This is a genomic window from Streptomyces sp. Isolate_45, assembly GCF_024721315.2.
GTDB lineage: Bacteria > Actinomycetota > Actinomycetes > Streptomycetales > Streptomycetaceae > Streptomyces.
In genome coordinates this window covers 1-18,325 of record NZ_JANFAK020000155.1, presented here as the reverse complement: position 1 = coordinate 18,325, position 18,325 = coordinate 1, and the positions used below count along the sequence as shown (strand labels likewise).

Sequence of the window (18,325 nt, the reverse complement as noted above, 5' to 3'; positions counted from 1 at the left end):
GCCACGAGCTGCGGGCGGCCGGCGGGAACCCGGCGGCCCACTACCGGGCGGCCTGCGCCCCGGCGGCGCCCGAGCCCGCGGCCGTCCTCGGACTGGCCGAGACCGGTGGGGCCCCGGACCTGCCCCGGCTTTGGGAGCTGGCCTGCCATCCGGAAGGCCGGATACGCACCGCCGCCCTCTGCGGCCTGCGCCGGCAACGCGCGGCGACACCGGAACAGTTGCTGCCGTTCCTGTGCGACCCGCACGCCCCGGCCCGCCGCGCGGTCCGCTCGGCGGTGCTCCCGTACGCCCGCAGCCGACCGGCGTCCTGGCTCCTGGCCCTGTTCGCGCCGGACCGGCCGGCCCGCGTGCGGATGTCGGCCCTGTCGCTGGTCGAGCAGCACCCGATGCTCGTCCGCCGCCGGCTGGCCCGGTCCCTGACCTCCCACCCCGATCACGCGGTCCGCCGCTGGGCCCGGCGGCTGCTGCAACAGCGCCTGAAGTGGGACCTGCGCGCCGGCGTCGACGCGGCCCTGAAGCTCATCGACGGCCGGGGCGCCCCCCTCGACGAGGCCATCGACACCGAGGACCCCGACGCCTGGGCCGCGCTCGACCTCGGGGTCCGCCTGCTGAGCGACCACGAGCGTCTGAGCGAACGGGCCGGGACCGCGCTCTGCCACCCTGACGGCCGGATCCGGGAGGCCGCCGTTCGCGCGGCCTGCGGACACCCCGAGCTGCTGCCGCTGATCGTGCTGCGCTGCGCCGACTGGGCCCCGCAGGTGCGCGACGCCGCCCGGTCGGTCCTGCTCGGCGCACTGCGGGACGCCGGGCCGCGGACCCTGCGTACGGCGACGCCAATGGCGACGCACCTGCGCGGACGCCGCGAGGGCCGCTGGGCCGTCGAGGCGTTCGAGGCGGCGCTGCGCGATCCCGCCCACGCGGAGGTCCTGACCGGGCTGTACCGCCACCACCACCTGCCGACCCGGCGGACGGCCGTACGGATCGGCCTCGAAGCCACCCCGCCCACGGCGGCCGAGCCGGCGCGGCGGGCCGCCCGGGAACCCGACGCGGTGCTGCGTCACCTGTGGACGGACGCCGCCCTGACCGCCCTGGCCGCGCACGGCCCCGACACGGCCGCGCTCGACGCCCTGCTGCGGGCCCGCTCCGGTTCCGTACGGGCCGCCGGCGTCACCGCGCTACGGGCGGCGGGCCGGGCCGGGGAGGCGGAGCGTCACCTCGCCGACCCGGCCGCGCTCGTCCGGTCCTGCGCCCGGTGGCTGATCGGGCAGCGGGGCGGGCAGGGCGCGGACGCCGCCCGCGCCCACTACCTGCGCCGGTGCGCCGAGGCCCCCTCCCCCGGCGCCGTGCTCGGCCTCGCGGAATGCGCCCGGCGCGAGGACTCCGTCGTGCTGCTCGGCCTGCTGGGCCACCCCGAGGGGCCGGTGCGGGCGGCCGCCGTCGCCGCGCTCCGGCTGCTCGGCGGTCCGGGCTCCCGCCCGGAGGTGCTGCGTCCGCTGCTGGACGATCCGGCTCCGGCCGTGGCCCGCGAGGTGACCCTGTCGCTGCTGCCGGTGGCGGGGCTGTTGCCGGCCGACTGGCTGGCCTCCCGTACCGGCCGGGGGCGGCCGGCGCACACCCGCCGGGCCGCCGTACGGCTGCTTGCCGTACAGGGGTCGGACGACGGGCTGCGCGCGGCCGTGGCCCTGCTGGACGATCCCGACCCGGCGCTGCGCCGGGCGGCGCTGCCGCTGCTGCGGCGGTGGGACTGGCCGGCGACGGCGGAGCGGGGCGGATTCGATCCCCGGGAACTGCGCGGGCTGTTCCGGCGGTACGCCTCGGAAAACGGCCGGTCGGAGAGCCTGCGCCGGTTCCGCGGGTACTGAGGCCCGGCCCGGCGGGGCGTACGGGTGCACCGGGTCGCGGCTCGACGGCCTGCCTGCGTCGTCCCCGCGGCTCGCGCCCGTACCGTCTGACGGGTGCTGCGTACCGTCCTCGTCACCGGCTCGCTGATCGCCGCCGCCCTGCTCCCGCCGGCCCCCCACGGCCCGCCCGGCCCGCGACCGCTGCCCTCCCGCCTCGCCGACACCGGCGGCGGGAGCCAGCTGATCACCGCCGTCGCGCCCGACGCAGGCTCCACCACGGGGCTGCTGACCTGGTGGGATCGGCGCGCGGGCCGCTGGTACGAGGCCGGCAGCGCGCCCGCCCGGTTCGGCGCGAAGGGCCTGACCGACGGGGCGACCCGGACCCAGGGCACGAACACCACCCCGACGGGCCTGTACGACCTCCCGTACGCCTTCGGCATCGCGCGCGCGCCGGCCGGGACGGCTTACGCCTACCGGCGCGTGACGGACCGTTCGTGGTGGTGCCAGGACAACGCCTCGGGCAGCTACAACCGTTGGGTCGAGCCCCTTCCCGCCGACTGCGCGGCGGCCGAGGCGGAGCACCTGGTGACGTACGCGCGGCAGTACGCCCACGCCCTGGTCGTCGGCTTCAACTACGACCGGCCGGTGCGGGGTCGGGGCGCGGGCATCTTCCTGCACGTGAACGGCAAGGGCGCCACCGCCGGCTGCGTGTCCGTGCCGGAGGGCGCCATGCGCGAGATCCTCCGCTGGGCCGAACCCCGCCGCGCCCCGCACCTCGCGATCGGTACGGGGTCGGGCCCGTTGGACGTGACGCGGTACTGAGACGCCCCGCCCGGACGTGACGCGGTACCGACACGCCCGCCCGGACGTGACGCGGTACCGAGACTCCCGGCGCGGGGCCTCAGCTCTCCTTCTGGGCCAGCCTCAGGAGGTGGTCGGCGAGGGCCTGGCCGCCGGCCGGGTCGCGGCTGATCAGCATCAGCGTGTCATCGCCCGCGATGGTGCCGAGAATCGCCCGGAGTTCGGCCTGGTCGATCGCCGAGGCGAGGAACTGGGCCGCCCCGGGCGGGGTGCGCAGGACCACGAGGTTCGCGGAGGCCTCCGCCGAGATCAGGAGTTCCCCGGACAGGCGCCGCATCCGTTCCTCCTTCGCCGACTCCCCGAGGGGGGCCTGCGGAGTGCGGAAGCCGCCCTCGCTGGGCACCGCGTAGATCAGCTCGCCGCCGGTGTTGCGGATCTTCACCGCGCCGAGCTCGTCGAGGTCGCGCGAGAGCGTCGCCTGGGTGACGCTCAGGCCGTCGTCGGCGAGCAGCTTCGCGAGCTGGCTCTGGGAGCGGACCGGCTGCCGGTTGAGGATGTCCACGATCCGGCGGTGGCGGGCGGTACGGGTCTGCGGGACGGACTGGCCGTTCTGCTCGTGTTCCTGCGCCTGGCTCATCGTCGTCTCATTCTCCGGATCGTCCCGCTGCGTCGAGGATGCCGGGCAGGGCCCCGAGGAACGCGTCGACCTCGTCCTCGGTGATGACGAACGGCGGCATCAGCCGTACGACGTCGGGGGCGGGCGCGTTGACCAGGAATCCGGCTTCCTGGGCCGCCTGCTGCACCTTCGCGGCGAGCGGCCCGGTCAGCACGATACCCAGCAGGAGACCGGCGCCTCGGACGTGGGACACCAGCGGGTGGCCCTCGCCGTCGAGCAGGCCTTCGATTCCGGAGCGCAGCCGTTCGCCGCGCGCCTTCACCCGGTCGAGCAGTCCGTCGGCGGCGATGGTGTCGATCACGGCGAGGCCGGCGGCGCAGGCGACGGGGTTGCCACCGAAGGTGGTGCCGTGCTGGCCGGGCTGGAGCAGGCCGGCGCTCTCGCCGAACGCGACGACGGCGCCGATCGGCAGACCGCCGCCCAGACCCTTCGCGAGCGTGACGAGGTCGGGTTCGACGCCCTCGTGGGCCTGGTGCTCGAACCACTGGCCGCAGCGGCCGATGCCGGTCTGGACCTCGTCGAGCGCGAGGAGCGTCCCGGTGGCCCGGGTGATCTCGCGGGCGGCCGTCAGGTACCCGGCGGGCGGGACGACCACGCCGTTCTCGCCCTGGATCGGCTCGATCAGGACGAGCGCCGTCTCCTCGGTGACGGCGGCCCGCAGCGCCTCCACGTCGCCGTACGGGACGTGCGTGACGTCACCGGGCAGCGGCAGGAAGGGGGTTTGCTTGGTCGGCTGACCGGTGAGCGCGAGCGCGCCCATGGTCCGGCCGTGGAAGCCACCGGCGGTGGCGACCATGTGGGTCCGCCCGGTGAGCCGGCCGATCTTGAAGACGGCCTCGACGGCCTCGGCGCCGGAGTTGCAGAAGAAAACCCGACCGTCGCGGCCGAAGAGCTGGAGCAGCCGCTCGCCGAGTGCGAGGACCGGCTCGGAGGCGTAGAGGTTGGAGACGTGGCCGAGGGTGGAGACCTGCGCGGTGACGGCCGCGACGATCGCCGGGTGGGCGTGCCCGAGGGCGTTCACCGCGATGCCGCCGACGTAGTCGGTGTACTGCTTGCCGTCCGCGTCCCAGACCTGGGCGCCCTCGCCGCGTACGAGCGCGAGCGCGGGGGTGCCGTAGTTGTTGGTCAGGGCGTGCTGCCAGCGCGCGCCGTAACCCTCGTTGCCCGTTGCCGTCGTCATGCCGTTCCCCCCTGCTGTCCGTGGTGCCGCGCGGGCTGTGCGTCCTGCCGGCCGTCGGGCACGACCATCGTGCCGATCCCCTCGTCGGTGAAGATCTCCAGCAGGATCGAGTGCTGGACGCGACCGTCGATCACGCGGGCGGTGCCGACTCCGCCGCGGACGGCGTGCAGGCAGCCCTCCATCTTGGGCACCATGCCGCTCGACAGCTCGGGCAGCAGTTTCTCCAGCTCGCTGACGGTGAGCCGGCTGATGACCTCGTCGCTGTTCGGCCAGTCCGCGTAGAGGCCCTCGACGTCGGTGAGGACCATCAGGGTCTCCGCGCCGAGCGCCGCCGCGAGCGCCGCGGCGGCGGTGTCGGCGTTCACGTTGTACACGTGGTGGTCGTCGGCGCTGCGCGCGATGGAGGAGATGACCGGGATCCTGCCGTCGGCGAGCAGGGCCTCGATCGCCCCGGTGTCGATAGCGGTGATCTCCCCGACCCGGCCGATGTCGACGAGCTCGCCGTCGATCTCCGGGCTGTGCCTGGTGGCGGTGATGGTGTGGGCGTCCTCGCCGGTCATGCCGACGGCGAGCGGCCCGTGCTGGTTGAGCAGCCCGACCAGCTCGCGCTGGACCTGGCCGGCCAGGACCATCCGTACGACGTCCATGGCTTCCGGCGTGGTGACGCGCAGGCCCGCCTTGAACTCGCTGACCAGGCCCTGCTTGTCGAGCTGGGCGTTGATCTGGGGTCCGCCGCCGTGCACGACGACGGGCCGCAGGCCCGCCTGGCGCAGGAAGACGACGTCCGTGGCGAAGGCGGCCTTCAGCTCTTCGTCGATCATGGCGTTGCCGCCGAACTTGATCACGACGATCTTGCCGTTGTGCCGGGTGAGCCAGGGCAGGGCCTCGATGAGGATCTCCGCCTTGGGCAGGGCCGTGTGCTTGCGGGCACTTCCGGTGGCGCCGCTCATGAGGAGTACGCGCTGTTCTCGTGGACGTACTCGGCCGTCAGGTCGTTGGCCCAGATGACGGCGGATTCGGTGCCGGTGGACAGGTCGGCGGTGATGCGGACCTCGCGGTCCTTCATCGAGACCAGGTCGCGGTCCTCGCCGACGGAGCCGTTCCGGCAGACCCAGACGTCGTTGATGGCCACGTTCAGCCGGTCGGGGTCGAAGGCCGCCCCGGTGGTGCCGATGGCGGAGAGCACCCGGCCCCAGTTGGGGTCCTCGCCGTGGATGGCGCACTTGAGCAGGTTGTTGCGGGCGATGGACCGGCCGACCTCGACCGCGTCGTCCTCGGTGGCCGCGCCGATCACCTCGATGCGGATGTCCTTGCTCGACCCCTCCGCGTCACCGATCAGCTGGCGGGCGAGGTCGTCGCAGACGGTCCGTACGGCCCGCGCGAAGTCCGCGTACGCCGGGACCCGGCCGGAGGCACCGGAGGCCAGCAGCAGCACGGTGTCGTTGGTCGACATGCAGCCGTCGGAGTCGATCCGGTCGAAGGTGGTGCGGGTCGCGTCGCGCAGGGCCTTGTCCAGGGTGGCGCTGTCGAGGTCCGCGTCGGTGGTGAGCACCACGAGCATGGTGGCCAGGCCCGGGGCGAGCATGCCCGCGCCCTTGGCCATGCCGCCGACGGTCCAGCCGTCCTGGCCGGCGGTGGCCGTCTTGTGCACGGTGTCGGTGGTCTTGATGGCGACGGCTGCGGCCTCGCCGCCGTCGGCGTCGAGGGTGGCCACGGCCGTTTCGATGCCCGGCAGCAGCTTGTCCATGGGGAGCAGTACGCCGATCAGGCCGGTCGAGGCGACCGCGATCTCACCGGCGTTGAACTCGGCGCCGAGTCCGTGGGCGTTCAGGACCTCGGCCGTCCTCTCCGCGGTGGCGTGGGTGTCCTGGAAGCCCTTGGGGCCGGTGCAGGCGTTGGCGCCGCCGGAGTTGAGGATGACGGCGCCGACCACGCCGCCTCGCAGGACCTGCTCGGACCAGTGCACGGGCGCGGCCTTGACGCGGTTGGAGGTGAAGACGCCCGCGGCTGCCAGTCGCGGCCCGTGGTTGACCACGAGGGCCAGGTCGGGGTTGCCGTTCGCCTTGATCCCGGCGGCGATGCCCGCCGCCGTGAATCCCTGTGCTGCCGTGACGCTCACTGCATCTCCTTGTTCGTTCCGCCGCCGCTGCGGCTGGTGTCGCGATCGCCGGTCCGGCCCTGCCGGGCGGGGCTCACGGGGCGACTCCGATGGCGGAAAGTCCCAGCGCCTCGGGCAGGCCGAGGGCGATGTTCATGCTCTGCACCGCGCCACCGGCGGTGCCCTTCGTCAGGTTGTCGATCGCGCTGATGGCGATGATCCGGCCGGCGGCCGCGTCGAGGGCGACCTGGATCTGGACGGCGTTGGAGCCGGTGACGGCCTTGGTGGTGGGCCAGCTGCCCTCGGGGAGCAGCCGGACGAACGGCTCGTCGGCGAACGCCTTCTCGTAGGCCGCGCGCAGGGATTCGGCGGTGGTGCCGGGGAGGGCCTTGGCCGAGCAGGTGGCGAGGATGCCGCGCGGCATGGGCACGAGGTTCGGGGTGAAGGACACGCTGACGCGCTGCCCGGCCAGCGGCGAGAGGTTCTGCACCATCTCGGGGGTGTGCCGGTGCACGCCGCCCACCCCGTACGGGGTGGCGGTGCCCATCACCTCGGAGCCGAGCAGGTTGGCCTTGAGGGCCTTGCCCGCGCCGGAGGTGCCGGTGGCGGCGACGATCACGGCCTCCGGTTCGGCGAGCCCGGCCTGGTAGGCGGGGTACAGGGCGAGGGAGACGGCCGTGGGGAAGCAGCCGGGCACCGCGATGCGCTTGGCCCCTTCCAGGGCGGCCCGGCAGCCGGGAAGTTCGGGCAGGCCGTAGGGCCAGGTTCCGGCGTGCGGGGCTCCGTAGAAGGCGTCCCAGTCGGCGGCATCCTTCAGTCGGTGGTCGGCCCCCATGTCGATGACGAGGACCTCCTCGCCGAGCTGGGCGGCGACGGCGGCGGACTGGCCGTGCGGCAGGGCGAGGAACACCACGTCGTGGCCGGCGAGGGCCTCCGGCGTCGTCGCCTCCAGGATCCGGTCGGCGAGCGGCGCGAGGTGCGGCTGGAGCAGGCCGAGGGGCTGTCCGGCGTTGGAGTTGCCCGTCAGCGCGCCGATCTGCACCTCGGGGTGCGACAGGAGCAGGCGCAGGACCTCACCGCCCGCGTATCCGCTCGCACCGGCCACCGCTACACGTACCACCATCGGATCCTCCTCATCGATGGCATGACTATACGTAGCCCTGCACTTTTATGCAAAGCCCGTATCGTGCCCGCTCCGGCCGGGCGCGGTCGAGGACCCGGATCCCGGAACCGGGTTCGGTCGCCCCACCTCGACCTCGGTCGGCGGCATCACCCGGCGGCCCGGCCCGGCGACGTCAGCGGTCGACGTCAAGGCGTCCCTCCGAGGAGTGACCGTCGGGCCGCGGACATCCATTCTCCCGCTCCCGCGGGAGCTGAGCAGCCCCGATCGGTACGTCGCACCCCCCGGGTACGGCGGGACCCGGCCGGGGGCCGCGACGGGAGCGTCGCGGAAACGCTTCTGCCGAGGGGCCTGACCTGCGGCGCCACCCCGGGAGGCCGCGCCGGGCGGCGTGAGGGAGCGCTCACCCGAACGGGGAGCGGGGTTGCCCCGTGGGCCCGGGTTGCCTGCAATGGTCCGTTGATACCGGTCCGCCCGCATCCAAGCAGGTGAGCACCCGCTGTCCGGGAGGCCGTGGACGGCAGCGGACCGCCCCCGGAGTCGGGCTCGGCGGACGACGGACGCGACGCCATCCATGGAGGATCAGCCCACGTGACCAGCGCGACGCAGCCCGAGGACACCACCGCCCCGACCGACCCCCGGTCCGACGGGTCCGGCGGTGGCGGGTCCGGCCCGGCCGCAGGCGGGCCGAAGGCCACCGTCCCCGCCCAGCACCGGGGCCCGGGCGGCGCAGGCGACGGCGACGGCGACCGCACGGGTGCGTCGGACGCCTCGGACGGCGGGGGCGAGGACGGCGGGGGCGGGGAGTCCGGGGCGGACACCGAGCCCGGCACCGGCACTGACCCCGGCCATCCCGCCGCCGCCCCCTCGGGCGGGGATCCCCGCCACGACGGATCGTCCACGGTCGCCGCGCCCCCCGACTCCGGCCCGGCCCTCGGCCGCAACGGCCGGGTGATCGCCCGTACCGCGGGCGCCGTCGGGCCGGCCACTGCCGCCGTCGCGGACGTCGACGCCGACACGGACGCCCATGCGGACGCCGGTGGCGGTGCCGACGCCGACGCCCATGCGGACGCCGACGCCGGTGCCGACCGTGCGACCGGGAAACGTCGGTCGCGCCGGGCCCGGGTGGCGCTCGCCGCCGGTTGCGGCATCGCGCTGGTCGCCGTCGCCACGCCGTTCGCCCTCGACGCGGCGAACGGCAACGCGAAGCCGGCGGCCGGTGGATCGCTCCCGGGCGACCTCCGCGCGGCTCCGGCCGGGCGCGAGGCCGGCGCGGTGCTCCGTGCGATGGCCCTGACCGCCGTCGCGATCGGCTACGCCCCCGGGGTCACGGTCGGCCGCGACCCCGCCGAACGCAGCGCGCCGGCCAAGGCCCGCCGGGACGGCCGCCGTTACGCGCTGGCCGCCTGGGCCGCGACGGGCCGCCCGGCCGGCGACGACGCGCTGTACGGCGCGCTGCTGCGCTCCGGCGGGGCGTACGACGACGCGGCGACGACGCACGTCGGGCTCGCCCCGCGCGGCGCGGTGCCGGCCGCGGACGTGGCGCCCGAGGGCCACAAGCTGGCCGTCCTGACCAGGCAGGAGGGTTCGGAGCGGGCGCGGATGCAGGTGCTGGCCTTCGGCGGGGACGCCACCGCCCCCACGTGGTCGACGGTCGGCCCCGCCGTCGACCCGTCCTCGGCCTTCGCCATCAGCGACTGCGGCGGGATGCTCGCCTTCGCCGAGCCGAACGGCCACCGTGAGGTGTGGAACATGATGGGCGCCGAGCCGGTGAAGGTGTTCGAGTCGAACGGCGGCGGGGTGAACCGCTCCGCGGGCGAGCGCCAGTTCCTGGACTTCAACGACGACACCCACCGCCTCCTGTACGCGCACGGGCCGCGCGACGCGCTCCGCGGTGAGGTGGTCGCCGTGCACCAACCCGTACCGGTCGTCGAGGGCGACGTCGACATCCCCCGCGGCCAGGAGGTGCGCGACGTCCGGCTCGACGGCCCGGGGCCCACGGTGGTCGCCCTGCCCGTGGGCGCCGGGGCCGAGATCCTGAACCGCTACGGCGACCGCGTCCCGGTGGGCCCGGCGAGCGGGACCCGTACCGACGCCTCGTCCCGGTACGTCGTGGAACGCGGCGGACCCGCCGACGACGCCCATGCCGTGCGCGTCACCGTCCCGCGGCTCGGCCGCACGTACCTGGCGGTGCTCCCCGCCGGCTCCCGCGTCGCGGACGTCGGCGAGGGGGGACGGACCGTGGTGGTGCCCGTCCGCGAGGACGGGAAGACGCTGCGGATGATCGTCATCACGGACGACGCCCTCACCGTCGTGGACGCCACCCGCGTGGACGGCACGAGTGGACGCGGGCTGCCCGACGGCGACGAACTCGTCGCCGAGGCCTGTCGGACCGCACCCGAGCCGCTCACCGCCCGCGAACTCTCCGCCCTCCCCGCCGACCGACGCGGGGCGGCGGCCGCCGCCTGGCCCTGCGACTGACCTCCGTTCGGCCGATCGCCCGCCGGTGCTGTGGCCGGAAAGGTTCGCCGGGTCGTGGTGTCCGGTGCGGTGCGTCGCAAGGCGGAGGGCCTCGACTCGTACTGGACGTACCGGACGTACTCGGGCTTCCGCCCGGTGCGACGGGAGCGCGTGCCGGACGCCGCGAGGCGGACGGGAGTTCGACCACAGGCCCTAGGAGGCCCCCGACGCGGATTCGGCGACGCGGCGCGCGGACTCCGCGGCGGCGGACTCCCCGGCGACGGGCGCGGGCACCGGAGCGACGGGCGCGGGCACCACGACGACGGGGCCGGGCACCGCCGGGCCCGGGAGCACCGGCAGCAGTTCCGGGCGCTTGGCGGTGCGGCCGTCGCCGGAGGAACGCCCGCGCAGCCGGCGGCCGAGCCAGGGGCCGAGGAATCCGGCCACCCAGGCCACCTCGGTGGAGACGGTCCGCAGGGCCGAGGGGGTCGGGCGCGGCGGCAGCGGGTGGGACCAGCTGTCGTCGCTGCCCGGTACGCCGAGCGCCTCGGCCAGGGCGGCGGCGATCCGCGCGTGGCCCAGGGGGCCGGCGTGGAGCCGGTCGACCGCCCACAGGCGCGGGTCGGCGGCGACGTCGGACAGTCCGGTTTCGGCGACCACGACCCCGTGCCGGGCGGCCGCCTCGCGGATGTGGGCGTTGAGCGCGAGCACGCGGGGTCGCAGCGGCCGGGCGGCGGGGGCGATCCTCCCGATGTCGGGGAAGGTCGCGGTGGCGACCTGCGCCCCGGCGGCGGAGAGGGCGGCGAAGGCCTCCTCCAGCCGCCCCGCCACCCGCGCCGCGTCGAACCCGGGCCGGAGCAGGTCGTTGACCCCCGCGACGACGGTGGCCACGTCGGGGCGCAGGGCCACCGCCCGCTCCACCTGTTCCGCGACGACCTGGCCGGCGAGCCGGCCCCGGATGGCGAGGTTGGCGTACAGCAGGCCGGGGTTGGCCGCCGCGAGGTGCTCCGCGAGCCGGTCGGCGAAGCCCCGGAGGCCGACGGTGTCGTCCCCGTCGCCGACACCCTCGGTCTGGCTGTCGCCGAGGGCGACGTAACGGGCGTACTCAGTCTTCGACATGGGTGGTTCCCCCTTCACGCAGGCGCAGGACGGCAGCCGCCCGCAGGCACCACTCGCGGTGGCCCTGCTCGAAGGCAAGTCCGCGCAGGCAGGTCAGATAGGCGCCGGCCCGGGGGCCCGTGCGCAGGTACTCCTCCTCGGCGGTGTCCCCGCGCAGGTTGCGCAGCAGCTTGCGGAGGAACTCGATCTTGCGGTCGGCGGCCACCGCCCGTTCCTCCAGCTGTGCGATCACCGCGGTGGCGCCGATGCTGTCGGACGCCTGGACCTTGACGAGGAGGTCGTCGCGGATGACGGAGCTCTTCACGTCCGCCACGGCGAACGCCTCCAGCTCGCCGCGGCCGGCGTCGGTGACCCGGAACAGCCGCTTGTTGGGCCGGGATTCCTGGACCACCTCCCGGCCCGCGACGAGCCCGGCCTTCTCCAGCTTGGCGAGTTCGGCGTACACCTGCTGGGGCAGGGCGTGCCAGAAGTTCGCCACGCCGACGCCGAACTCCTTCGCCAGTTCGTACCCGCTGTACTCGTCGTCCAGCAGCGCCGCGAGTACGGCATGCCGCAAGGCCATCGAGGCTCAGCCCCTTCCCTTTTCCGGTCCGTCAGCCGCATGATACTCAAGAATGTGATTAGTCATATTGATGAGTAGGAGGAGGGGTCATGGAGACTGCCGAACGCTTCCGCGCCGCCGTCGAGAAGGGGGACCTGGGCGCCCTGGACGACCTGTTCACGGACGACATCCGGCTCTACAGCCCGGTGAAGTTCAAGCCCTTCGAGGGCAAGGACATGGTCCTGGGGCTCTTCGGGGTCCTCCTGCGCACCTTCGAGGACCTGCGCTACCTCGGCCGTCTCGACGGCGCCGCCGAGACGGGCACGGACGGGCAGGAGGCGCCGTCGGTGGTCCTGCCCTTCCGGGCCCTGGTGAACGGCAAGCAGATCCACGGCATCGACCTCCTCCAGTTCGACGAGGAGGGGCGGATCAAGGAGTTCACCGTCATGGTCCGCCCGCAGTCCGCCGTACAGACGCTGGGGCGGGCGGTCCTGGCCGGCCTGGTGGCGGACGGCCTCGCACCGGCTCCCGACACGAAGGACTGAGCCCGCACGGCCGGCCGGGCCCACGGGCCGAGCGGCCGCACCGGCTCCCGCCCGTAGCGGCTCAGGCCTGCCGCCACCAGAAGCCGGGGACGGCCACCATGGCCGCGACCAGCAGCGCTCCGGCCCCGGCCGCCACGGCCCCGAACACGGGCCGGCGGCGGGGGTCGGCGACGGCGGCGAGCCACAGCAGCGGGGCCGACATGAAGAAGACCATCATTCCGCCGAGGGAGCCGAGCACCGACCAGGGCACCATGACGGCCCCGACGACGACCGCAGCCCGCACGAAGGAGGCCCGGCGCCTGCCGAGGAGGAGCGGGACCGCGACGAGGCCGGCGACCACGGCGCAGACCACCAGGTACCCGGGCCCGTCCATGAAGGGGTTCCAGCCCAGCGCCGGCGGCACGGGGGACAGCAGCGCGCACAGGGCGAGCGCGTACTGCCACGGGTGGGCCCAGTCGCGCGCGCCGTCGCCGAACCCGGCGTGCGCTCCCCCGCCCGTCACCACTCCGGCCCCCACGGCCGCCCCCTCACCTCGGACTGCGCCGCATCGGTGAACACGTTCAACTGAACACGTTCAAGCTACCGGAGGTTCGCACGCGCGAGCTAGCCGGGACGCCGTTGTGCCCACCGGGAGGCCGTGCATATAGTCACTACGCATCCAGCTAGTTACTCAGGGTTACAGGGGGAATGGTGTCACGCATCCACCGCGGAATCGCAGCGACCGCCGCCGGAGCACTGCTCGCACTGGGACTTGCCGCCGCACCCGCCGTCGGCGCGGCCGGCGTCGGCGGGTGCGGGGCCGAAGGACGGCTGCCGAGGCCCCAGGACCACCGCTTCTACGTGCAGTGCGCGGCCGGGATCGCCACCGTGCACGCCTGTCCCACCGGTCAGGTCTTCTCCCCCGGCCCGCAGATCTGCGACACCCCCGACCGCGTCCGCCCCGCCGCGGCCACCGTGGCGGGCGCCGGACCGGCGAAGCTCAACGGCCTGCTGTTCGGCGTGAAGAACCTGAACGCCACCGTCCGGATCGTCGACGCCCCCGCCGGGCTCGACGGGGTACCCGTCACCTTCACCACGATCGGCGGCCGGCAGCTGTGCACCGCCGTCACCGACCAGTTCGGGGCGGCGCGCTGCGACAGCCCGCCACGGTTGACGGTCCCGCTGGACGAGATCCTGCGCGGCTACCGGGCGACGTACGCCGGCATCGGCGGGATCTACCTCGCCTCCTCGGCGACGGCCCCGGTCCATCTGCTCTGAGTCGCGGCGGTCGACCCGGTGGCGCCGAGCCCGTGCCGGACCCACACGTTCGGTTCGACGTAGACCGCGTGGCCGCGCTCCGGCTCGCAGTGGACGGGCGCCAGCGCCCCGGGCACGTGGACCGGGCCGGGCTCGTCGAAGGGCAGACCGGTCCACCCCCGCCACTCGTCGAGGGTGCCGTTGATGGTCATCGACAGCGGGGCCACCGAGTCGATCACCCCTCCCGCCCGCACGTGCACCCGGAGCCACGGGTCGTACGGCAGGCCGTCCTCGCGGGTCCGGTACGCGTACTCCGCCATCGGCGCGTCCGGCTCCGCGGGCTTTCCGTTCGGCCGGACCGGCGCCACCAGTTCGGCGAACCCGGCGGCGCGGGCGGCCTCGCGCATCGCGGCCAGCATCCGGCCCGAGAGGCCCTCGCCCTGCCGACCGGTGGCGACGCTGACCTCGATGGCGCTGAGCGTGTCGGGGCGGACGCCGCGCCGGTGGTCGGAGAAGGCCCACATCAGGACGCGGTCCCAGCCCTGGGCGGGCAGCACCCCGTCCCGTCCGGCCGCGTGCAGGGCGAAGGGCACGCCGTAGGCCCGGGCCACCACCTCGTCGTCCTCGGTCGCGACCCAGACGAACTCCGGGAACTCGGTGACGATGCTCGGGTAGAGCAGCCAGGCGAGCGGGTCATGGGTGGAGAACTCCGGCCAGGAGTCCTCCATCTCGTGGAGGCGGGAAGCCAGTTCCGGGCAACGGGCCAGCGAGTCGATCTGCGTACCGGTCATGCCCGCAGGCTAGGAGCGCGCCCCGGGGCGCTCAACCGGTTTGATCCTCGCGGCCCGCCTCCTGATCCAGCGCGGTCCGCAACCGCCTCACCGCCTCGACGAGTTCACCGGATCCCGGGACGCCGGCGAAGCTGAGACGGACGTACGGCGCCGGCGGCTCGGCACAGAAGTAGGGGCGGCCCGGCGCGACCGCGACCCCGGCGCGCAGGGCCGTCGCCGCGAAGTCGGAGTCGTCGCCCGGCCCTTCCGGGCGCACCCACAACTGGTATCCGCCGGACGGCAGATGGGGCAACCCGACCGAGGGCAGTTCGCGTCGCAGGGCCCCGGCGAGCACGTCCCGGCGGTGGCGCAGTTCGGTGGCGACCGTCCGTAGGTGGCGGGGCCAGGCCGGCGCGCCGACCAGTTCGAGGGCGGCTTCCTGGAGGGGCCGGGACACGAAGAAGCTGTCCACGATCTGGATCGCCCGCAGCCGGTCCAGCACGGGGCCACGGGCGGCGATGGCCCCGACCCGCAAGCTGGGCGAGGTGGGCTTCGTGAGGGAGCGGACGTGCACCACCACGGCGTCCGGATCCTCCGAGGCGAGGGTGGCGGGCAGCGGGCCGCTGTCGTCGTGGGCCATGTGGCGGGCGTAGTCGTCCTCCACCACGAAGGCCCCGGCGGCGCGCGCGATCCGCAGCACCTCGGGCCGCCGCGCGGCGGAGAGCACCGCCCCGGTCGGGTTCTGGAACACCGGCTGGCATACGAAGACCCGCGCACCCGTGGCTTCGAAGGCGGCGGCCAGCAGTTCCGGCCGGACCCCCTCGGCGTCGACCGGAACCGGTACGGGCCGGCAGCCCGAGGAGCGGGCGATGGCCAGCAGGCCGGGGTAGGTGGGCGACTCGACCAGCACCGGGCTGCCGGGCGGGGCCAGCGCCCGCAGGGCAGTGGTGAGGGCGCTCTGGCCGCCCGCCGAGATCAACACGTCGGCGGCGCGCACGGACCCGGCGGCGCCGCCGATCTCCCGGGCGAACCAGTCGCGCAGCTCGGGCAACCCCTCGACGGGCGGGCGCCCCCACGCGCCGGGTCGGCGTCCCGCCCGGGCCAGCGCCGCCGCCATGGCCCGCTCGGGCTGCAGCGAGGGGTGGAGGTAGCCGCTGTTGAGCTCGATGACCCCGGGTCGCGGAGCGGCGAGCGAGATCAGCACCCCGGAGGCGTCCACGGAACGCGGCACGATGTCCCCGGCGCCCTCGGCGCTGAGGGCGACCTCCTGCCAGGACGTATCGGCCGGCGCGGGCGCCGTCGTACGCGGCCGGGCCCGGAACGCCCCGGCGCCCGGGCGGGTGACGACGAGCCCCTCGGCGGCGAGCTGGGCGAGGGCCCGGGTGACGGTGACGGGGCTGACCCGATAGCGCTCCACCAGGGACCGACTCGACGGCAGCTTTCCATCCACCGGGTAGCGGTCGAGCTCCGACCGCAAGGAATCCGCGAGTTCCGCCACACTGCTACGCTCATACATGACAGCACAGAATAGCGCTACTCACTCCACCTCGATAGCGGTCCGGCCCACCGCCGGTCAGGCATCCGGCACGGGAAGCAGCGCGGGTGGGGTGAGCGGCCCGGCTACGGCCACCACCAACAGCACGGGCAGCGACACCGGCACCGATATCGGCGGCCGCCGCTCGGGCACGCTGCTCGCCCTGCTCGGTGTCGTCGCGTTCTCGCTGACCTTCCCCGCCACCGCCTGGGGCCTGGAGAGCTTCGGCCCCTGGTCGCTCGTCGCGCTGCGCAGCCTCCTCGCCGCGGCCATCGCCGGGGTCTTCCTGCTGGCCGGCCGGGTCCGGCCGCCCGCCCGTGAGCACTGGGCCGGGCTCGCCGTCGTGGCGGGCGGGGTGGTGGTGGGCTTCCCCCTGCTGACCACCCTGGCCCTGCGGACCTCCACCACCTCGCACGCGGCCGTCGTCGTCGGGCTGCTGCCGCTCACCACCGCCGCGCTGTCCGCCCTGCGCACCGGCGCCCGCCCCTCGCGCCGGTTCTGGGCGGCGGCCGTCGCCGGGGCCGCGATCGTGCTCGGCTTCACCCTCGCCCAGAGCGGCGGCAGCGTCTCGACCGGGGACGCCTACCTGTTCGGGGCGCTGCTGGTGTGCGCCGCCGGGTACACCGAGGGCGCCCGGCTCGCGCGGACGCTGCCGGGCTGGCAGGTGATCGGCTGGGCCCTGGTGCTGTGCCTGCCGCTCAGCGCGGCCGGTTCCGCGCTCGGTCTCGCGTACGAGCCGGTGCACCTCACCGGCCACGGCCTGGTCGGGCTCGTCTGGGCGGCGGCCGGATCCACCTTCCTCGGGCTGTACGTCTGGTACCGCGGCATGGCCGCGATCGGCGCCCCGCGCGCCAGTCAGCTCCAGCTCGCCCAGCCCCTGCTGACCCTGTTCTGGTCGGTGGTCCTGCTGGGTGAGGAGCTGTCCCCCGCCACCCCGCTGGCCGCCTGCGCCGTACTCGTCTGCATCACCGCGACCCAGCGGGTCAAATAGCCGCGAACCGCCCTAAACTGCTATCACCGGATCGGATCGGACCACCGTCGAGGAGGTCACTATGCACGCCACCGAGGGCGACCAGATCGTGCAGCACGGCAGGGTGGTCGGACAGAACGACAAGGTCGGCGAGATCACCCAGATCCTGGGGGAGAACGGAACCCCGCCCTACCGGGTCCGCTTCCAGGACGGGCACGAAGCGCTCATGGCTCCCGGACCCGACTGCGTGGTCCGGCACCCCGCCGACCCCGCCCACTGACGGCGGGCGGCTTCGGTTTCAGCGCGGCGGCACGGCTGTCGGGTAATGGTCGGCGATGACCCTGGCCATCGCCCCGTTCGGGTCCGCGACCACCTGCTTCGCCGAGAAGTAGACGTGGCCGCGGACCTCCGCGTGGTCCCGGGCCAGCCGTACGTGGCGCGACAGCTCCGCCGGGTCCCGCCAGGCGGGCGTGGTGCTGCGGGCGTCGCAGCGGTACAGCGCCTCCCCCACGTACAGGTCGACCCCCGTACCCCGCACGGTGTCCGCCCACCAGGGCACGATGGCGGAGTAGTCGGCGGTCGGGTGTCCGATGTGCCAGTACGCCTGGGGCGCGATGTAGTGGAGCCAGCCCTCGGTGACCCACTTGCGGGTGTCCGCGTAGAGGTCGTCGTACGTCGCCACGCCCGCCCGGGTCGGCGAGCCCGCGGGGTCGCGGTCGGAGTTGCGCCAGACCGCGAACGGGCTGACCCCGAACCGCGCGGCGGGCCGCACGGTGCGCAGCCTCTGCGACATCTCGCGGACGAGGGTGTCGGTGTTGTTCCGGCGCCAGTCGGCGCGCGAGGCGAAGCCCGAGCCGTACTCCTCGAAGGCCTCGTCGTCGTCGAAGGACTGCCCGGCGACGGGGTACGGGTAGAAGTAGTCGTCCCAGTGCACCCCGTCCACCGGGTAGCGCTCGACGGCTTCGAGCATCGCTCGCTGCACGAAATCGCGTACCTCCGGCAGCCCCGGGTTGTAGTAGAGCTTGCCTCCGTACGGGACGGTCCAGCCGGGGTTGCGGCGCGCGGGGTGCGTGGCGACCAGCCGGCCGGGGTCGGTGTGGTTGGCGACCCGGTAGGGGTTGAACCAGGCGTGCAGTTCCAGGCCGCGCGCGTGCGCCTCGGTGACCGCCGTGCCCAGCGGGTCCCAGCCCGGGTCGCGCCCCTGCTGCCCGGTCAGCCACTGCGACCACGGCTCCCGCGTCGAGGGCCACATCGCGTCGGCCGTGGGCCTGACCTGGAGGATGACGGCGTTCAGCCGGCGTTCGACGGCGGTGTCCAGCAGCGAGAGCAGCTCCGCGCGCTGCGTCGCGGCCGACAGTCCGCTCGCGGAGGGCCAGTCCACGTTCTCCACCGAGGCGATCCACATCCCGCGGAACTCCCGGGCCGGTCCCCGGG

The 18,325-nt window shown here is 74.7% G+C and carries 18 protein-coding genes; 7 read left to right on the top strand and 11 right to left on the bottom strand.

Annotated features, from left to right (window positions below; genetic code table 11):
• Both NOD94_RS33290 and NOD94_RS33285 read left to right on the top strand, forming a co-directional pair.
• On the top strand, positions 1 to 1,862 hold a 1,862-nt coding region (locus tag NOD94_RS33290; protein WP_281209918.1), incomplete at its 5' end, for a hypothetical protein.
• Positions 1,863 to 1,958: 96 nt separating this feature from the next.
• Complete coding sequence (locus tag NOD94_RS33285) at positions 1,959 to 2,663, top strand: L,D-transpeptidase family protein (RefSeq protein WP_281209919.1); 705 nt, start codon at positions 1,959 to 1,961, stop codon at positions 2,661 to 2,663.
• A 79-nt stretch (positions 2,664 to 2,742) separates the two neighbouring features.
• On the opposite strand, the gene NOD94_RS33280 is transcribed toward NOD94_RS33285, so the two are convergent.
• From NOD94_RS33280 to argC, 5 genes are all read right to left on the bottom strand, one after another.
• Complete coding sequence (locus tag NOD94_RS33280; protein ID WP_281209917.1) at positions 2,743 to 3,279, bottom strand: arginine repressor; 537 nt, start codon at positions 3,277 to 3,279, stop codon at positions 2,743 to 2,745.
• Between the two features lie 7 nt (positions 3,280 to 3,286).
• Positions 3,287 to 4,498 carry an acetylornithine transaminase gene (locus NOD94_RS33275; RefSeq protein ID WP_281209916.1) on the bottom strand — a complete coding sequence of 404 codons (1,212 nt, stop codon included), beginning with the start codon at positions 4,496 to 4,498 and terminating at the stop codon, positions 3,287 to 3,289.
• Complete coding sequence (gene argB / locus NOD94_RS33270) at positions 4,495 to 5,448, bottom strand: acetylglutamate kinase (RefSeq protein WP_281209915.1); 954 nt, start codon at positions 5,446 to 5,448, stop codon at positions 4,495 to 4,497. Before argB ends, NOD94_RS33275 begins: the two co-directional genes overlap by 4 nt.
• Positions 5,445 to 6,617 carry a bifunctional glutamate N-acetyltransferase/amino-acid acetyltransferase ArgJ gene (gene argJ / locus NOD94_RS33265; protein WP_281209914.1) on the bottom strand — a complete coding sequence of 391 codons (1,173 nt, stop codon included), beginning with the start codon at positions 6,615 to 6,617 and terminating at the stop codon, positions 5,445 to 5,447. The genes argB and argJ overlap by 4 nt, the downstream gene beginning before the upstream one ends.
• A gap of 73 nt (positions 6,618 to 6,690) precedes the next feature.
• Positions 6,691 to 7,719, bottom strand: coding sequence for an N-acetyl-gamma-glutamyl-phosphate reductase (gene argC / locus NOD94_RS33260; RefSeq protein ID WP_281209913.1), 1,029 nt, complete (start codon positions 7,717 to 7,719; stop codon positions 6,691 to 6,693).
• A 588-nt stretch (positions 7,720 to 8,307) separates the two neighbouring features.
• Between argC and NOD94_RS33255 the strand changes: the two genes are divergently transcribed.
• Positions 8,308 to 10,197 carry a hypothetical protein gene (locus NOD94_RS33255; protein ID WP_281209912.1) on the top strand — a complete coding sequence of 630 codons (1,890 nt, stop codon included), beginning with the start codon at positions 8,308 to 8,310 and terminating at the stop codon, positions 10,195 to 10,197.
• 192 nt (positions 10,198 to 10,389) lie between these two features.
• Here NOD94_RS33255 and NOD94_RS33250 read toward each other — a convergent pair whose 3' ends face one another.
• Both NOD94_RS33250 and NOD94_RS33245 read right to left on the bottom strand, forming a co-directional pair.
• The gene (locus NOD94_RS33250; RefSeq protein WP_281209911.1) at positions 10,390 to 11,295 is read right to left on the bottom strand and encodes an SGNH/GDSL hydrolase family protein; all 906 of its coding nucleotides are present in this window, start codon (positions 11,293 to 11,295) and stop codon (positions 10,390 to 10,392) included.
• Complete coding sequence (locus tag NOD94_RS33245; RefSeq protein ID WP_281209910.1) at positions 11,282 to 11,857, bottom strand: PadR family transcriptional regulator; 576 nt, start codon at positions 11,855 to 11,857, stop codon at positions 11,282 to 11,284. The genes NOD94_RS33250 and NOD94_RS33245 overlap by 14 nt, the downstream gene beginning before the upstream one ends.
• 89 nt (positions 11,858 to 11,946) lie before the next feature.
• Here NOD94_RS33245 and NOD94_RS33240 point away from each other — a divergent pair, with 89 nt between their 5' ends.
• Entirely contained in the window at positions 11,947 to 12,381 is a 435-nt protein-coding gene (locus NOD94_RS33240) for a nuclear transport factor 2 family protein (RefSeq protein WP_281209909.1), read from the top strand.
• A 61-nt stretch (positions 12,382 to 12,442) separates the two neighbouring features.
• Here the strand turns inward: NOD94_RS33240 and NOD94_RS33235 are convergent, their stop codons facing one another.
• The gene (locus NOD94_RS33235) at positions 12,443 to 12,898 is read right to left on the bottom strand and encodes a hypothetical protein (protein ID WP_281209908.1); all 456 of its coding nucleotides are present in this window, start codon (positions 12,896 to 12,898) and stop codon (positions 12,443 to 12,445) included.
• Positions 12,899 to 13,068: 170 nt separating this feature from the next.
• Here NOD94_RS33235 and NOD94_RS33230 point away from each other — a divergent pair, with 170 nt between their 5' ends.
• On the top strand, positions 13,069 to 13,638 hold the full coding sequence (locus NOD94_RS33230; protein ID WP_281209907.1) for a chitin binding peritrophin-A domain-containing protein: 570 nt from the start codon (positions 13,069 to 13,071) through the stop codon (positions 13,636 to 13,638).
• On the opposite strand, the gene NOD94_RS33225 is transcribed toward NOD94_RS33230, so the two are convergent.
• A complete protein-coding gene (locus NOD94_RS33225) occupies positions 13,596 to 14,408 on the bottom strand; it encodes an N-acetyltransferase (RefSeq protein ID WP_281209906.1) in 813 nt (270 codons plus the stop codon). The two genes, NOD94_RS33230 and NOD94_RS33225, sit on opposite strands and share 43 nt — an antisense overlap.
• Before the next feature lie 31 nt (positions 14,409 to 14,439).
• On the bottom strand, positions 14,440 to 15,903 hold the full coding sequence (locus NOD94_RS33220; protein ID WP_281209905.1) for a PLP-dependent aminotransferase family protein: 1,464 nt from the start codon (positions 15,901 to 15,903) through the stop codon (positions 14,440 to 14,442).
• On the opposite strand from NOD94_RS33220, the gene NOD94_RS33215 reads away from it, so the two are divergent.
• Positions 15,902 to 16,912 (top strand): DMT family transporter, encoded by a 1,011-nt coding sequence (locus NOD94_RS33215; protein ID WP_281209904.1) that lies wholly within the window; start codon positions 15,902 to 15,904, stop codon positions 16,910 to 16,912. The two genes, NOD94_RS33220 and NOD94_RS33215, sit on opposite strands and share 2 nt — an antisense overlap.
• A 61-nt stretch (positions 16,913 to 16,973) precedes the next feature.
• Positions 16,974 to 17,171: a DUF1918 domain-containing protein gene (locus NOD94_RS33210; RefSeq protein ID WP_281209903.1), complete on the top strand. Its 198-nt coding sequence runs from the start codon at positions 16,974 to 16,976 to the stop codon at positions 17,169 to 17,171.
• An 18-nt stretch (positions 17,172 to 17,189) separates the two neighbouring features.
• Here NOD94_RS33210 and NOD94_RS33205 read toward each other — a convergent pair.
• A partial coding sequence (locus NOD94_RS33205) for a family 10 glycosylhydrolase (protein WP_281209902.1) occupies positions 17,190 to 18,325 on the bottom strand: 1,136 nt, incomplete at its 5' end.

Excerpts from the sequence above, each read along its gene's own strand:
- NOD94_RS33280 (WP_281209917.1), bottom strand. The coding sequence starts at position 3,279 with ATGAGCCAGGCGCAGGAACACGAGCAGAACGGCCAGTCCGTCCCGCAG.
- NOD94_RS33275 (WP_281209916.1), bottom strand. The coding sequence starts at position 4,498 with ATGACGACGGCAACGGGCAACGAGGGTTACGGCGCGCGCTGGCAGCAC.
- argB (WP_281209915.1), bottom strand. The coding sequence starts at position 5,448 with ATGAGCGGCGCCACCGGAAGTGCCCGCAAGCACACGGCCCTGCCCAAG.
- argC (WP_281209913.1), bottom strand. The coding sequence starts at position 7,719 with ATGGTGGTACGTGTAGCGGTGGCCGGTGCGAGCGGATACGCGGGCGGT.
- NOD94_RS33250 (WP_281209911.1), bottom strand. The coding sequence starts at position 11,295 with ATGTCGAAGACTGAGTACGCCCGTTACGTCGCCCTCGGCGACAGCCAG.
- NOD94_RS33245 (WP_281209910.1), bottom strand. The coding sequence starts at position 11,857 with ATGGCCTTGCGGCATGCCGTACTCGCGGCGCTGCTGGACGACGAGTAC.
- NOD94_RS33240 (WP_281209909.1), top strand. The coding sequence starts at position 11,947 with ATGGAGACTGCCGAACGCTTCCGCGCCGCCGTCGAGAAGGGGGACCTG.
- NOD94_RS33230 (WP_281209907.1), top strand. The coding sequence starts at position 13,069 with ATGGTGTCACGCATCCACCGCGGAATCGCAGCGACCGCCGCCGGAGCA.
- NOD94_RS33225 (WP_281209906.1), bottom strand. The coding sequence starts at position 14,408 with ATGACCGGTACGCAGATCGACTCGCTGGCCCGTTGCCCGGAACTGGCT.
- NOD94_RS33215 (WP_281209904.1), top strand. The coding sequence starts at position 15,902 with ATGACAGCACAGAATAGCGCTACTCACTCCACCTCGATAGCGGTCCGG.
- NOD94_RS33220 (WP_281209905.1), bottom strand. The coding sequence starts at position 15,903 with ATGTATGAGCGTAGCAGTGTGGCGGAACTCGCGGATTCCTTGCGGTCG.
- NOD94_RS33210 (WP_281209903.1), top strand. The coding sequence starts at position 16,974 with ATGCACGCCACCGAGGGCGACCAGATCGTGCAGCACGGCAGGGTGGTC.